General features: G+C 35.7%; 14 protein-coding genes. 8 read left to right on the top strand and 6 right to left on the bottom strand.

Features of this window, described 5'->3' with window-relative positions; genetic code table 11:
- Positions 1-29: 29 nt before the first annotated feature.
- Positions 30-2,129, bottom strand: coding sequence for a TonB-dependent siderophore receptor (locus HMPREF0013_RS07460; RefSeq protein ID WP_002122191.1), 2,100 nt, complete (start codon positions 2,127-2,129; stop codon positions 30-32).
- Between the two features lie 220 nt (positions 2,130-2,349).
- On the opposite strand from HMPREF0013_RS07460, the gene lpxB reads away from it, so the two are divergent.
- On the top strand, positions 2,350-3,525 hold the full coding sequence (lpxB, locus tag HMPREF0013_RS07455; RefSeq protein ID WP_002122187.1) for a lipid-A-disaccharide synthase: 1,176 nt from the start codon (positions 2,350-2,352) through the stop codon (positions 3,523-3,525).
- Positions 3,526-3,561: 36 nt separating this feature from the next.
- On the opposite strand, the gene HMPREF0013_RS07450 is transcribed toward lpxB, so the two are convergent.
- The gene (locus HMPREF0013_RS07450; protein WP_005076175.1) at positions 3,562-4,431 is read right to left on the bottom strand and encodes a DUF2797 domain-containing protein; all 870 of its coding nucleotides are present in this window, start codon (positions 4,429-4,431) and stop codon (positions 3,562-3,564) included.
- 39 nt (positions 4,432-4,470) lie between these two features.
- On the opposite strand from HMPREF0013_RS07450, the gene HMPREF0013_RS07445 reads away from it, so the two are divergent.
- Together HMPREF0013_RS07445 and HMPREF0013_RS07440 are read left to right on the top strand one after the other, a co-directional pair.
- Positions 4,471-4,932 (top strand): DUF6231 family protein, encoded by a 462-nt coding sequence (locus HMPREF0013_RS07445; protein WP_002122130.1) that lies wholly within the window; start codon positions 4,471-4,473, stop codon positions 4,930-4,932.
- Between the two features lie 99 nt (positions 4,933-5,031).
- A complete protein-coding gene (locus tag HMPREF0013_RS07440; RefSeq protein ID WP_002122193.1) occupies positions 5,032-5,622 on the top strand; it encodes a YidB family protein in 591 nt (196 codons plus the stop codon).
- A 109-nt stretch (positions 5,623-5,731) separates the two neighbouring features.
- On the opposite strand, the gene HMPREF0013_RS07435 is transcribed toward HMPREF0013_RS07440, so the two are convergent.
- The 3 genes from HMPREF0013_RS07435 to HMPREF0013_RS07425 all read right to left on the bottom strand — a co-directional run bounded on the left by HMPREF0013_RS07435 (position 5,732) and on the right by HMPREF0013_RS07425 (position 7,808).
- The gene (locus HMPREF0013_RS07435; RefSeq protein ID WP_002122289.1) at positions 5,732-6,850 is read right to left on the bottom strand and encodes a porin; all 1,119 of its coding nucleotides are present in this window, start codon (positions 6,848-6,850) and stop codon (positions 5,732-5,734) included.
- A 257-nt stretch (positions 6,851-7,107) separates the two neighbouring features.
- Positions 7,108-7,521, bottom strand: coding sequence for an HIT family protein (locus HMPREF0013_RS07430; protein ID WP_002122141.1), 414 nt, complete (start codon positions 7,519-7,521; stop codon positions 7,108-7,110).
- 17 nt (positions 7,522-7,538) lie between these two features.
- A complete protein-coding gene (locus HMPREF0013_RS07425) occupies positions 7,539-7,808 on the bottom strand; it encodes a YARHG domain-containing protein (protein WP_002122146.1) in 270 nt (89 codons plus the stop codon).
- An 854-nt stretch (positions 7,809-8,662) separates the two neighbouring features.
- Here HMPREF0013_RS07425 and HMPREF0013_RS07420 point away from each other — a divergent pair.
- Positions 8,663-9,127: a hypothetical protein gene (locus HMPREF0013_RS07420; protein ID WP_002122151.1), complete on the top strand. Its 465-nt coding sequence runs from the start codon at positions 8,663-8,665 to the stop codon at positions 9,125-9,127.
- A 113-nt stretch (positions 9,128-9,240) separates the two neighbouring features.
- Here HMPREF0013_RS07420 and HMPREF0013_RS07415 read toward each other — a convergent pair whose 3' ends face one another.
- The gene (locus HMPREF0013_RS07415) at positions 9,241-10,326 is read right to left on the bottom strand and encodes an alpha/beta fold hydrolase (RefSeq protein ID WP_002122234.1); all 1,086 of its coding nucleotides are present in this window, start codon (positions 10,324-10,326) and stop codon (positions 9,241-9,243) included.
- A 136-nt stretch (positions 10,327-10,462) separates the two neighbouring features.
- On the opposite strand from HMPREF0013_RS07415, the gene HMPREF0013_RS07410 reads away from it, so the two are divergent.
- The 4 genes from HMPREF0013_RS07410 (at position 10,463) to recR (ending at position 13,257) form a co-directional block, all read left to right on the top strand.
- Complete coding sequence (locus HMPREF0013_RS07410; RefSeq protein WP_002122188.1) at positions 10,463-11,650, top strand: O-succinylhomoserine sulfhydrylase; 1,188 nt, start codon at positions 10,463-10,465, stop codon at positions 11,648-11,650.
- A gap of 169 nt (positions 11,651-11,819) precedes the next feature.
- Positions 11,820-12,056 (top strand): hypothetical protein, encoded by a 237-nt coding sequence (locus HMPREF0013_RS07405; RefSeq protein ID WP_005802261.1) that lies wholly within the window; start codon positions 11,820-11,822, stop codon positions 12,054-12,056.
- Between the two features lie 265 nt (positions 12,057-12,321).
- On the top strand, positions 12,322-12,651 hold the full coding sequence (locus HMPREF0013_RS07400) for a YbaB/EbfC family nucleoid-associated protein (protein ID WP_002113538.1): 330 nt from the start codon (positions 12,322-12,324) through the stop codon (positions 12,649-12,651).
- Between the two features lie 9 nt (positions 12,652-12,660).
- Positions 12,661-13,257 carry a recombination mediator RecR gene (gene recR / locus HMPREF0013_RS07395; protein WP_002113756.1) on the top strand — a complete coding sequence of 199 codons (597 nt, stop codon included), beginning with the start codon at positions 12,661-12,663 and terminating at the stop codon, positions 13,255-13,257.
- The last annotated feature ends 188 nt before the right edge of the window (positions 13,258-13,445 follow it).

Genomic DNA, 13,445 nt, shown 5'->3' with positions numbered 1-13,445 from the left:
CAATCCCTAAATTGGGATTGGCTACGGTATTAATATTTAAACTTTACAGCAACTGTATAATTTGCTGGAGCGCCATAGTAACCTTGGCCACCAGATAAACCTGTCAAATATTTTTCATTTGTCAGGTTGTTACCATTTACTTGGAACAGTACGTGTTCGTTTAAATCATAACTAGCCATAACGTTAAGTAATGCATACGCATCCTGTTTTACAGTTGAGTAAGAGGTGTCATGTATATCGTCCTGCCACTTAATGCTTGCACCAACTTTTAATTTTGGAATCTGTGGAACAGTAAAAGAAGCTAAAACATTAAGTGTTTGAGTCGGGATATTAGGTCTACCTCTTTCACCCGTTTCCATATTTTTTAGACTAAATGTTGAAAAACCAATAACTAAATCTAAGTTATCAGTTAATTTTCCAGTTAATCCGACCTCAACACCTTGTGATCTAATTGTTCCGATTGGAGATGAGTATTTGTTATAAAGCGGATCCCATAATGGGTTTAGTGCAAAATTATCTTCATCTGTTCTAAAGATTGCGATATTTCCTGTTAAAGCCCCATCTAACCAAGCGCTTTTTACACCTAATTCATAGCTTTCACCCTCTACTGGTACAGCTGTTTGTTTAGTAGAAAGATCAATAACAGTTTGTGGTCTAAAAATAGAGGTATAACTCATATAACCTGTATATTCAGGAGTAAAGTTATATGTAATACCTGCATATGGAGAAACTTTATTCTTTTTATATTCTAAAGTATCGATTTCAGTGTAGTTGGCACCTAAGATAAATTTCAGATCCTCACCTAAATGAATACGAGTCGCACCGTAAACGGACTTCATGGTTCTTTCTTCTGGGTCTGCATAGGTAAAGTCTCCCCAAGTCGGTTCTTCAGGAGTCCAGCTTGGTAAGTCTGTGGTAATAACACCTAAACTACTGCCATACGAATAAACACTTTGAGCACTATATTTTGACCAGTTATAACCAATATTTGCTTCGTGTTGCTGTCCTAATAAATTAAAAGTACCTTGAATGTCTGCATTAGCAGTAGTTTCTTTAAATTTCTGATTATAAATTTCTGGATATAGTGAAATACCAGACGTATTGTCACTAGCAGAAGGAAAACCACTGAGATAAAGCATTTTATCTTTAACATCTGATTTCTTAAGGTTATAGCCTAATCTTAACTTCCAGTCTCCCCATAATTTTTGTTCAATATTGGCAAAGTAATTATCTATTTCCCAATCGTAGTATGTCCATGACGGTGCATAATTATAGTTACGAGAATAACTTAATGGTTCACCTTTGGAGTTAACCAAGGGTAGAGCACCCCATTGAGAACCATTAGCGTATTGACGAGTTTTCGAATATCCTGCTGAAACATTTGTGGTGTCTGTAACGTCAGCTTCTAAAATTCCTTGAAATCCATTCTTTTCTTCTGAATAGCGGTCTAGATAAGAATCTCCTACTTTCTCATAACCTACAAGACGTCCTCGTACTCGTCCATCTTGTGTAAGAGAACCAGAGATATCCGCTTCATAACGTTGTGTATCCCATGAACCATAGCTCACCCCAGCATTTGCTTGAAATTCTTTAGTGGGACGTTTACGAATATAATTAATTGTAGCGCCAGGATCCCCTAGAGCATTTGTCAGGGCATCAGCACCTTTGACAATTTCAACACGATCATAGAAATAACTATCTGCATCACTATTGTTATAGTTATAGCTGTCAACTTGAGGGATACCGATTCCATCAACCAGAATATTTGAAATATCAAAACCACGAGCAGTATAAGTTGTGCGGTTTGTTTCCAATCCGGTTACAGTTACACCGGGTGTATTACTTAAAATATCTCGGGTACTGGTAAGCCCAAAATCTTCAATTTGCTGACGAGTAACGACGTTAATGGTTTGAGGAGTTTCTTTAGCCTCAATATTAAGCTTGGTTGCACTACTCGATTTTTTAACATTATATGCTTTAGTTTGTTCAGAAGACTGTTCAGCATTTGATGCTTTAACTTGAATCGTCTGTAAAGATTGTACCTCTGAGTCCTGAGCATGAGAGAGGTTCGCATAACAAATCGCGCAGGCGATTACGGTAAGCTTAAATGGTAGAGGTGGGAAATTCATAAGATTAAAGATAATGTAAATAATTCTCATTTATTTTATTGTTTGTAAATGTAAGCTACAATTCAAATTGCATTGTTAATTTAGATTAAAAGATGGTGAATGAGTGTAATTTTAGATAGCTTGTGCTGTGGCCGCTCTTGGTAAGTACATATAGATCAAGTTCAAGATTGATAAACCTCTATGCTAGAATGCATTATTTCAAATTCTTGGGTAAATCACCTTGGCAAACCGAAAACTTAAAATAGGTATTGTAGTTGGGGAAGTTTCTGGAGATACGCTTGGTGTGAAACTTATGCGTAGTTTTCGAGAACAGGGAATCGATGCTGAATTTGAGGGAATCGGTGGTCCCCAAATGATTGCTGAAGGTTTTAACAGTTATTACCCAATGGAAACTCTATCTGTGATGGGGATTGTTGAGGTCTTAAAAGATTTAAAAAAATTATTCGCCGTGCGTGATGGTCTAATCAATCAATGGACTCAACATCCGGTTGATATTTTTATTGGTATTGATGCACCAGACTTTAACCTTAGACTTTCGAAAAGTATTAAAGAAAAGAATCTTCCAATAAAAACAGTTCAATATGTCAGTCCTTCTGTTTGGGCGTGGCGCCAAGGACGTGTTCATGGCATCAAACAGAGCATAGATTTAGTACTTTGTTTATTTCCTTTTGAAAAAGTTTTTTATGAACGATATGAAGTTCCGGCAGCATTTGTAGGACATCCGCTAGCTAAACAATTGCCACTTGAGAATCCAATTCAAATTGCTAAACAGCAATTAGGTCTTAATGAAAATCAGAAGCATATTGCGTTGTTACCAGGCAGCCGAAAAGGTGAAGTAGAGCGACTCCTTCCTATGTTACTGGGGGCTGCCAATATTTTGCATACCAAACATCCAGACATTCAATTTTTAATTCCGGCAATTAATGATGCTCGTAAACAACAGATTGAGCAGGGTGTTGAACAATTAGCGCCTCAATTAAAAGCAAAAATTCATATTTTAGAAAATACGGATAGTGAATCGAAAATTGGTCGTATAGTCATGAATGCGAGTGACGTTATTGCTTTAGCTTCTGGAACAGCGACATTAGAAGCCATGCTCATGCATCGCCCAATGGTCACATTCTATAAATTGCATTGGTTAACTTATTTAATTGCTAAATTCTTGGTGAAAATTCCTTATTACTCTTTGCCTAATATTATTGCGGGTAAAAAAGTAATTGAAGAGCTAATTCAAGCTGATGCCACACCTGAAAATTTAGCAGCTGAAATAGAAAAATTGATGAATATAGAAACCGCTCAAATTCAAGTGATGCAATATTTAACTATGCATAAACAGCTTATTTCTGGAAATACAGAAGACCCAGTCCAAACAATCTTAAAAGTACTTGAAAAGTAAAAAAAAGCCCCATTTTTAGGGGCTTTTTAAATCTACTCAGGCACGTACAATCAGCTCGTAACCAGTATATTTACGAATGTTGATAACACCAATATCAAAAATTAAATATTGGCCTTTAATACCTTGTAATACACCGCGAATTTTTGGTGTTTTATCTAAGTTTAGAGACTTAATTTTTTCAGGATATTGTTCAACTGGGTATACAAACTCACGTGGCAATTCATTTTCTAGTAGTTCAACCGTTTCGTTAAATTCAAGGTTTTGACTAAATTCTTCACGAATAGTTTGAATTTTAGGGGCGAACTCTTCGATTAATTGATCACGTTGTTCAACCATATTTAAAGGTTCAGCTTCACCCTTGAGGAGTTTGCGCCAATCTGTTTTGTCAGCAATTAAAGAACCGAACATGGTTTCAAGCTGACCAGATAAACGGCGTGATCCAACTCTTAAAATAGGTAAGGCTTGAGTTGCACCTTGATCTAACCAACGACCTGGCATATGGCTAACACGCGTAATACCCACTTTTAAAGCACTAGAGTTTGCCAAATAGACAATATGTGGTTGGAAACAAACACTATGGGCAAAGTCATCTTCACGACATGTACCTAAATGATAGTGACATGTTTCAGGTTTCATAATGCAAAGATCACATTCTGCTTTGGTTTTAAAACATTTAAAGCAGTGGCCTTGAGAATAAGACTTCGGTGTTTTAGCGCCACAAGAGGTGCAATAAATATTACCTGTCCATTCGATTTCTAGTTCTTGTCCTAAATTAAAAGGAAGATCAATTTCTGAACGGTCTAATACAAATTTGTATTCAACATTTGCCTTGGTTGTCTGTTGATCAGTTACACTAGCATCTTTTAGGCCTGCATGCATTTTATGGCAAATGCCTTGTAGTTCCATAAAGTTTAAACTCACATCTTTCAATTAAGGGTTGCAGTTATGGCTGAACAAAATGTCATCACTTCTATGCTAGACGATTTATCAAACGAACAGCCCATTCATACTGCACTTTGTATTGGCCAGAAAATTGACCAGAATAACGCAATTCAATGGCACTATTTTACCGTAACTGAGCTTTTAAGTCTGCCTTTTACTCAGCGTTATGATTTGGGTTTTGTATTGTTTGATACTGACGAAATGCAGAACATCAGCGATGTGCAAAAATCACAATTATTAGTAAAGCTAAGAGATTTATTAACAAAACGTATTGTTGTCGTGAGCAAGCGCAGTGATGAGCAATTATTACGTTCTTTAGGTTTTACTCAACTTATCGATAAAACTTCACATGATAGTGATTTTGCTTTATGGCAATTTAATATATTGACTTATAAACATGTTCCAGACTGGTTTAATTCAAAGTTCTGGGCGAACCCGGAAAACTGGAATAAATTCCGCTGGTAAAAGGGCCTTAAATCTCTTTCAAAATTTAACAATTTGGTTTTTGCTGTCTTAACAAGAATCCGCGTATGCTCATGTATAAACCATACATAAGAGTTACACATGACTAATTTAAGCAACATTGTAGAAGTTTTGGCTAAGCAGGCTTTAGGTGGGAATCAGCAAGCGTCAGGTCAAGGTGGTTTAGGTGGAATTTTAGGTTCAGTGCTAGGACAAATGGGGGGTAATACTTCATCTGGTACCCAAGGTGGTCTTGGGGGCGTACTAGGTTCTGTATTAGGGCAAGTGACTGGCAATAACAACACACCTCAAGCAGGTGGCGGTGTACAAAGTTTATTAATTGCAGTTGTGCCTTTAATCTTAGGTTGGGTGCAGCAACAAGGTGGTTTACAGGCTGCATTAGAAAAGTTGAAAGGTGCGGGTTTAGGAAGCCAGGTTCAAAGCTGGGTTGATCCAAATCAAAGTAATAGCGAAGTTCCGACTCAGCAATTACAGAGTTTATTTAATCCAGCTGACATTGAACAAGTTGCTGAGCAAGCCCAAGCGCCAAAAGAGCAAGTTTACGGTGCAATCGCATCCGTCTTACCTCAGGTCATTGACTCTTTAACACCTCAAGGTGACAGTACCGATCATCAAGAAGCAAACCAAGATATTCAAAATGTCATGAATCTTGTAAGTGGTTTTTTAAAATAAGATATAAATCTACAAAAGCCGATAAGTCTTATATCGGCTTTTTTTACTCAGGACAAAAAATAAAAGGGCATAAGCCCTTTTATTTTAGATCTGAATCAAACATAACCGATTAGAAGTTATATTCGATACCAGTACCTACAACAGTTTGTTTGTCGTCTTCTTTAATCCAGTCGCGTTTTTGTTGAGCAACGATACCGTAGAAGCGAGCTTGTTTGTTGATTTGGTAATCAAGACCTAAACCGTATAAGTCAATTTTACGATCTTGTTTACCGCTTACTTGTGTTTCAGCAGAAGCGTATTCTGCTTTCACTTTAAGTTTAGTGTTAGGAATTTTATAAGCAGCTGTTACTGCATATGCTTCTTCTTCTAAACCTTTGTAGTTTGTATAGGTATCTGTAGTTTTATCAACACCATCTACACGCGTAGTTTTTGACGTTTTATAAGCAGTCAAGTCATCAGTAGGTTCAGCGTGTTGCCATAAAGCACCTACAACAAAACCAGATTTAGCAATATCATAAGAACCAGTTACACGGTAAGCATCGGTATAAACATCTTTTAGACCGTAAGCTGCATATTTACCTTTAATACCAAAGTCACCAGCAGCAGCAATTGCTAAACCGATATCTTTGTTTTCGTAACCAAGCGATGTTGATACAGAGTCAAAGCTATCATTTTTGCTGTCTTTACCAGTTTCACCTTGTTTGCTATCAGAGGTGCTTTCACCAGTTTGAGCCATGATATTGAATGTTAAACCAGCTAATAATTTAGGGTCTAATTCAAAACCGATCACGTTGTCTAAACGGTTTTCACCGTACATGATATTAGTAATATCTAAACGTGTATCGTCATTAAAGATGTCTTGGTTACCACCAGCAGCTGTTTTGAAGTAAGAATCATACTTACCTACTTTTAATGTACCAACACCTTCAGTTTTTAAACCGATAAAACGGTTACGAGCACTAAGGTCAGTATCAGAGCCTGAACCATCAGTAGAAATTGCCCATTCAGCTAAATAAACAGCAGATAACTTGTCAGTTAATTTCTCTTCGCCTTTTACCCCAATACGAGAAGAGTTTGAGTTAACTTCGGTAACGTCACTTTTACCATCGAAATTTTTATTATCAACTTGGTTAATAGAAACATTTAGTTTGCCATACAAAGTTGGCGCTGCTTGCACCGCGTTTACGCTCAAAGTTGCAACTGCGGCAGCGAGTAGCAATTTCTTCATTGAGATTTCTCCAAAAGGTATTTAAAAATGGCGTATGCCTAGCTAACTATTTATTTTGTAGTTGACTTATGTACAAAAAGTTACAAAAGCTCACCAACTTGCTAAGCAGTATCGGCAAAATTTGTGACAGAGAAGTGAAGAATAAATGACAGTTTTATGACGTTTAAAATTTAGAAATAAATTAGTTGTTTTCATTTTTTTGATAGTTTTTAGACGAAAAAAAGCGGAGTCTAAACTCCGCTTTAACCATATAAAAATCAAAGAGCTGCTTTAATTTTTTCAGCTAATTCTTTAATTTTTTCTTGATCCCCTAACTCAACAGCATGGCGTCGAAGATGCTGCACATTTGTTGGAATTAGGTGAAAATGAACATGTGGAACAGTTTGTCCTGCTGCTGCTCCAGAAAGTTGCATCAATACAATACCTTCCAAATTGAGTGCTTTTTCCATTGCCTTAGCAATCTTTTGAACAATTTGTATAGTATAGGCTGCTGCTTCAGCAGGTAAGTCCAGCAGTGTTACAGCAGGTGTTTTTGGAATAACTAATGTATGACCATCGGCTTGAGGCATAATATCCATAAAAGCTAGAACTTGATCATCTTCATAGACTTTTATCGCTGGAAGTTCTCCACGTAAAATTTTTGCGAAGATATTTTGATCATCATATGCCATGTATTATTCCTTTAAAATTATTTACATTTCAATTCTTTTTGACGTTCTTTAATAGCGTCAAGACGTTGTTGCTCTTTGTCAGAAAACTTTGGTTTTGTCGTATGACAGTTCTCATTACCATATTTTTCTTTAGCATCAGGATCTTTAAAACAAAAGCCTTTTGACGCATAAATCAAATTGTAATCATCTTGCAATTTTTGACATTCTTGCTCAGGTGTTGCAGCTTGTACGCCTAAACTAGCAATGCTCACCATGCCAGTAAAGACTGCAACCATAAATTTATTCATGAGCTTTTCCTCAGTTAAAGGTATGAACCTGTACTCAATATAAGGTTTCTTACCAATATTTCAATGACTATTAATTACTCAAGTGTCATTTTGGTTTGAATTTTGGGCAAAAAATGAATAAAATCTTTATATATCAATGTTTTAAAAATAAACAATAAAAACAAAAACTTAACTAAATTTTTATATATCTTTCCATAATTTAACTACTATCTAATACCTTGTAATTGCTCATAATGAAGGAAATAGGAAGCTTGCTTCTATTAAATAAAAAAACAAAAAGTTCGTAGAAAAGCCATATTCATGACTCATCTTTTGCTGAAAAGACAGTTTTAGTTTGAATTTTGGTCAATGGAAAAGAAAGATATTAATGCCATGATCAAAAAACAAAGCGTGATAATTGTCACATTTTGTATTTTAGGATTAGGTGGAATTCACTAGGCCCATTTATTTTAGACGGAAATGGACTTCTCTTATTGAAACAGAGATAAAATTATTTTCGACTTTTATTTAAGATTAAAATTCACCTGAAAGATGTATTGATTTTACATATTTAAAGTCTTATTATATGCCCCTTAATTGCTGCGTTTGATAGTTTTTGTTTTTATAGCCCATTTCTCCAAATGAAATGGGCTTTTTTTATTAAAGTTATTTCGAATCATTAAAATTTAGTATTTTATATTGAGAATAAGTTCGCCTTATATTTGGATTTTGTGATATAGTATAAATGTTGCTTTCATAATTGCCCTGATAGTTACTTTCTACCCTCATACCCTTACACATAGTAATAGTATATTCATCATACTTCCTTAAAGGATCTAGTCATTCGTTAAGACTAAATATTGAAGGAATAGGTGATGTCACAATTTTTACTAATTGCTGAAAAAGTTTATAAAAAGTTCGAAGAAGAAAAACTTTTCTCCGAGGATGTAATTGGGCACTTGAATAGCTTAGTTAGTATTATCCGGCAAGAGATAAAAGACACTTCGTACAAACTAAAATATAACTTTATTGATTTTGAAGAATGTTTAAATAAACCTGCAAAGGAATGTTCAGTTAAACTTGATATCAGCTTAATGCCAATTTATAAGAATAAAAGTGAGTACATTATGTGGTTAGCGAGTTTTATCGAAAAAATTACTGTAGGTGGAAGAGAAAAGTTTCCACCGCTTACAAATAGTTTACTTCCGAGCTGTATAGTGACTAATCCTTATGTAACAAAACTGGAGCAGGCCAAGGCCTCTTCTGAAAAAAGTGCACAGATGATTGTAAATTACTTTAAATCATCTGATTATAAAAAAGTTAATAAAGTGCCTTCATAGTGAAAATAATAATTTTCTATTAAAACAATAATATTTTTGGTAAATGCACCATTACACGAGGGCTTATTGTAGCCAAGCCAATAAAAGCAATGGATTGAATTATGACCTCATTCTTAAATTTGCGTTGATCGTTCGGTGAGCCATTTTGCTAGTTGTGGCCAGAACTCCAATGCACTTGCCTGACTCGACATGAGGCCCAAATGTCCGCCAGGGATGAGAGTAAACGTAACATCTTGGCTACTGGTTAACTGGCTTAATGGTTGAGCTGCATCAGCGGTAACCAATTGATCACTACGACCAGCGCCCACTAAGAGAGAACAGTCGATATTTTTTAATTCAATTTTTTTATCTTTTAACTGAATAAAGCCGCGCTTCAATGGATTTTGCAACCAAACATTGAACAACATGTCCTGATTAATTCCACCTGGGTAATCAATCATATTATTTAAAAAGCTACTTAGAGTGGCATGCTCTTGTACGAACTGAAGATCATTAAGATTTTTTAGTAGTTGAATATGACCATCGAACCAGCCTTTAGGGTCGAGAATTTTGAAACCTAAAGAATTTAAAATTCCTGGGCTATGAATCAGACGTTTTGGTAGTCCATAGTAAATACGGTCTTGAATTTTTTTATTGCGGCCAATCGTGTTGTTTATGGTTCGATAGAGTTTCCCAATATAGCCAGAAGCATAACTGTCTATTGGACTACCAAGAACAATAAGATTTTTAACATAATTTGGATGATTATGCGCTGTATATAAAGTGACGAATATACCTGCCATACTCCATCCGTGAAGCGAGATTTGTTCACTTCCAGAGTGTGTTCTGACAAGTTGTATGGCTTTAGGAATGAAATCTTCAATAAATGATAAAAAGTTAAGATGTCTGTCCTTAAACTTTAAACGGCCCCAATCTACCAAATAGACATCAAAACCAGCATTTTGGAAGTATTTAATAAGAGAACGATAAGGGTATAAATCATATATCGCCATATTAATAGCTAAAGGAGCAACAAATACCAAAGGTTCTTTAAATTGTTTTTGGTTAGCGGCGTAATAACGAATACGGGTTTGATTGAATTCACCAATCACTTCAAACGGAGTGCTTTGTGATAATACTAATGTCTGTGGGTGAAATAGTCGGGTAGAGAGGTGCTTGATTTGACTTTGTTCAGAGACAAGGGACTTTAAGCGTTTCATCTTGCTTTTACCAACTATTTACTAAAGTTGAATAAAGTCTAAGCGATAATTTTAAGGTTTACCTTGACCTTAAATACCCTAGACACTCAAAATGATGTTAGTTTTTTAGTACATGACCAGTAAAGGCGAACATTTAATGAACCAGTCTGATGATTTAGAATACCAACTTGATACTTTAGCCATTCGTACCGGACATACTCGTAGTTTTGAAGGCGAACATGGCGAACCGATTTTTTTGACTTCATCATTTGTATATGAAAATGCGGCTGAAGCTGCAGCAAAATTTTCTGGTCAGGTTCAAGGAAATATCTATTCTCGTTTTACTAATCCGACTGTATCGATGTTCGAAAAACGTTTAGCAGCTTTAGATGGTACTGAACGAGCTGTAGCGACGAGCTCTGGAATGGGCGCAATTTTATCAGTTGCTATGGCATACCTAAAAGCGGGTGATCATGTTATTTGCTCAAGAGCAGTTTTTGGTTCAGTTGTTGCCTTATTTGAAAAATATATTGCCAAGTTTGGTGTAGACATTACATTTGTTGATTTATGTGATTTAGATGAATGGAAAAATGCTGTACGTCCTGAAACCAAACTTTTCTTTGTTGAGTCACCGTCTAACCCTCTAGCTGAGATTGCAGATATACAAGCGTTAGCAGATATCGCCCATGCGAATGGCGCATTACTTGCGGTTGATAACAGTTTCTGTACACCTGTTTTGCAGCAACCACTCAAGTTTGGTGCGGATCTTGTGATTTACTCTGCGACTAAATACTTAGATGGCCAAGGCCGTGCATTAGGTGGTGCTGTTGTTGGTAATCATCAGTTGTTAGAAGAAGTTTTTGGTGTTGTTCGTACGCTTGGACCATCAATGAGCCCATTTAATGCATGGGTTTTCTTAAAAGGTCTAGAAACTTTACGTTTACGTATGAAAGCACACTGTGAGAGTGCTCAAATTCTTGCAGAATGGTTATCTACACATGAAAAGGTAGAGAAGGTTTACTACGCTGGTTTACCTGCTCATGAAGGTCATGAACTTGCTGCTAAACAACAAAATGGCTTTGGCGGTATTGTATCCTTCGTTGTTAAAGGCGAGCGTGAAGGTGCGTGGAAGGTTATTGATAATACTAAGTTTATCTCGATTACAGGTAATCTAGGTGATGTGAAATCGACGATTACCCATCCAGCAACCACAACTCATGGCAAACTTTCTGTTGAAGCAAAAGAAGCAGCTGGTATTCAAGAAGGTCTAATTCGTGTTTCTGTTGGTCTAGAAGATATTAATGACATTATTGGTGATATCTCGCGTGGATTAGATTTAATCTAATTAAATTATGTTTGTTATGGAAAAGCCACATACATTTTAATGTGGCTTTTTTGTGTTACTAATAAGCAACAATAGCAATAAAAAGTCTACGTATTGTTATAAATCAGTCTAAAATTTCAACGTATAAAAGTTCTAAATTTAATAAAAATAACAAAGAGAGTCTTTAGTCATGCTTAAACCAATAATTATTTTAGTTGCGATAGGGGCAATTGGACTGGTTGGATATAAAGTATTTGCTCAAAAAGATGAACCGACACAGATCAGTGAAACTGTATTATTAATTAATGATGCAAACAAATCCGTTCAAGATGCTGATCTTTCAATAGAAAAAGCCAATACTTCGTTCAAGAAAGTTCCTTTAAGTGAATATAAAATAAACAATAAAAGTCTACAGGCTGCCCAGTAACTTTTCTAAATTTTACTTTTTTCTATTCATCAAAAGTTTTTTATATAAAAGCTTTATAGTGGATTGACCATAGAAAATAGTTTCATAGATACCAATAGAAAACATTGATTTATTGTGTCAGAATTACGGATTAATTTTGATTTAAACGTACTAACCTCAATGATCTTGATGATCTATAGGGGGAGTAGAAAGAGTTTAAGTTTTGCAGTGTTATGTGACTATCAATAATACTTGAAATATTTGATAGAGATACGGAGTTAGGTTTATGAATATCAATATGCTTATGCAGCAAGCGCAGCGCATGCAAAAAGATATGGAATCAAATATAAAAAAGGCTAAAGAAGAGCTTGCTCAAACTGAAGTACACGCTGAAGCGGGCGGTGGTTTGGTTAAAGTCACAATGACTGGCCGTTATATCGTAAAACGTATCGAAATTAATCCAGAATTACTTCAAGATGAACCAGACATGATTGAAGACTTAATTGCTGCTGCAGTAAATGATGCTGTGCGTCAAGCAGAAGTGATTTCTGAAGAAAAAATGCAAAAAGCAAATTCTGGTATGGGTTTACCACCTGGCTTAGCGGGCATGTTCTAAGGAAATTCAGTGTTTAGCGATAGATTTGAACAACTCGTTCAAGCTTTACGTATATTGCCAAGCGTTGGTCCGAAGTCGGCTCAACGTATGGCTTTACATCTTTTGATGAAAAATCGAGAAGGGGCATTTGCATTAGCGCATGCTTTACATGAGGCTTCAAGTTATATACATGAATGCAGTGTCTGCCATTCTCTGACTGAACATGAAATTTGTGATATTTGCGCCTCAACTGACAGAGATGATCAGTTATTGTGTGTGGTTGAATCACCAGCGGATGTGATGGCGATTGAGCAAAGCGGTAGCTTTCGTGGAAAATACCATGTTTTAGGTGGCCATCTTTCTCCATTAGATGGTATTGGTCCGGAAGAAATTGGTATTCCTTATCTCATTCAGCGTCTAAGCCAAGGTACTATTGAAGAAGTCATTTTGGCAACTAATGCGACTGTAGAAGGACAAGCGACAGCCCATTATTTGGTAGAGGCGACTAAACATTTACCAATACAAATGACGCGTATTGCTCAAGGTGTACCTCAGGGTGGTGAACTCGAATACGTAGATAGTCATACTTTAAGTCAGGCAGTGCATAACCGCATGAGAATGAAATAAGCATTCCGATGCTTATTTCATTAATGAATGTACTATCAATTTGATTAAATTTATTAATTAAATTCAGTTATTAAACATAAATATTATTCTGTCTTTTATTATTAAAGATCGTTTAAATAAAATATGAATATAAGAATGAAAAAGGTCTTATAAATTTTAAATAAAGAACATTTGGAGATAAATTTAAA

Origin of the sequence: Acinetobacter sp. SH024 (genome assembly GCF_000163635.1) — a bacterium.
In the GTDB taxonomy this organism is placed as follows: Bacteria; Pseudomonadota; Gammaproteobacteria; order Pseudomonadales; family Moraxellaceae; genus Acinetobacter; species Acinetobacter pittii.
The sequence above is the reverse complement of the archived record's forward strand: the minus strand, read 5'-3'. Positions and strand labels throughout refer to the sequence as shown.

What these genes read in the sequence shown, in the direction of transcription:
- HMPREF0013_RS07460 (WP_002122191.1), bottom strand. Translation starts at nt 2,129, where the DNA reads ATGAATTTCCCACCTCTACCATTTAAGCTTACCGTAATCGCCTGCGCG.
- HMPREF0013_RS07450 (WP_005076175.1), bottom strand. Translation starts at nt 4,431, where the DNA reads ATGGAACTACAAGGCATTTGCCATAAAATGCATGCAGGCCTAAAAGAT.
- HMPREF0013_RS07445 (WP_002122130.1), top strand. Translation starts at nt 4,471, where the DNA reads ATGGCTGAACAAAATGTCATCACTTCTATGCTAGACGATTTATCAAAC.
- HMPREF0013_RS07440 (WP_002122193.1), top strand. Translation starts at nt 5,032, where the DNA reads ATGACTAATTTAAGCAACATTGTAGAAGTTTTGGCTAAGCAGGCTTTA.
- HMPREF0013_RS07435 (WP_002122289.1), bottom strand. Translation starts at nt 6,850, where the DNA reads ATGAAGAAATTGCTACTCGCTGCCGCAGTTGCAACTTTGAGCGTAAAC.
- HMPREF0013_RS07430 (WP_002122141.1), bottom strand. Translation starts at nt 7,521, where the DNA reads ATGGCATATGATGATCAAAATATCTTCGCAAAAATTTTACGTGGAGAA.
- HMPREF0013_RS07425 (WP_002122146.1), bottom strand. Translation starts at nt 7,808, where the DNA reads ATGAATAAATTTATGGTTGCAGTCTTTACTGGCATGGTGAGCATTGCT.
- HMPREF0013_RS07420 (WP_002122151.1), top strand. Translation starts at nt 8,663, where the DNA reads ATGTCACAATTTTTACTAATTGCTGAAAAAGTTTATAAAAAGTTCGAA.
- HMPREF0013_RS07415 (WP_002122234.1), bottom strand. Translation starts at nt 10,326, where the DNA reads ATGAAACGCTTAAAGTCCCTTGTCTCTGAACAAAGTCAAATCAAGCAC.
- HMPREF0013_RS07410 (WP_002122188.1), top strand. Translation starts at nt 10,463, where the DNA reads ATGAACCAGTCTGATGATTTAGAATACCAACTTGATACTTTAGCCATT.
- HMPREF0013_RS07405 (WP_005802261.1), top strand. Translation starts at nt 11,820, where the DNA reads ATGCTTAAACCAATAATTATTTTAGTTGCGATAGGGGCAATTGGACTG.
- HMPREF0013_RS07400 (WP_002113538.1), top strand. Translation starts at nt 12,322, where the DNA reads ATGAATATCAATATGCTTATGCAGCAAGCGCAGCGCATGCAAAAAGAT.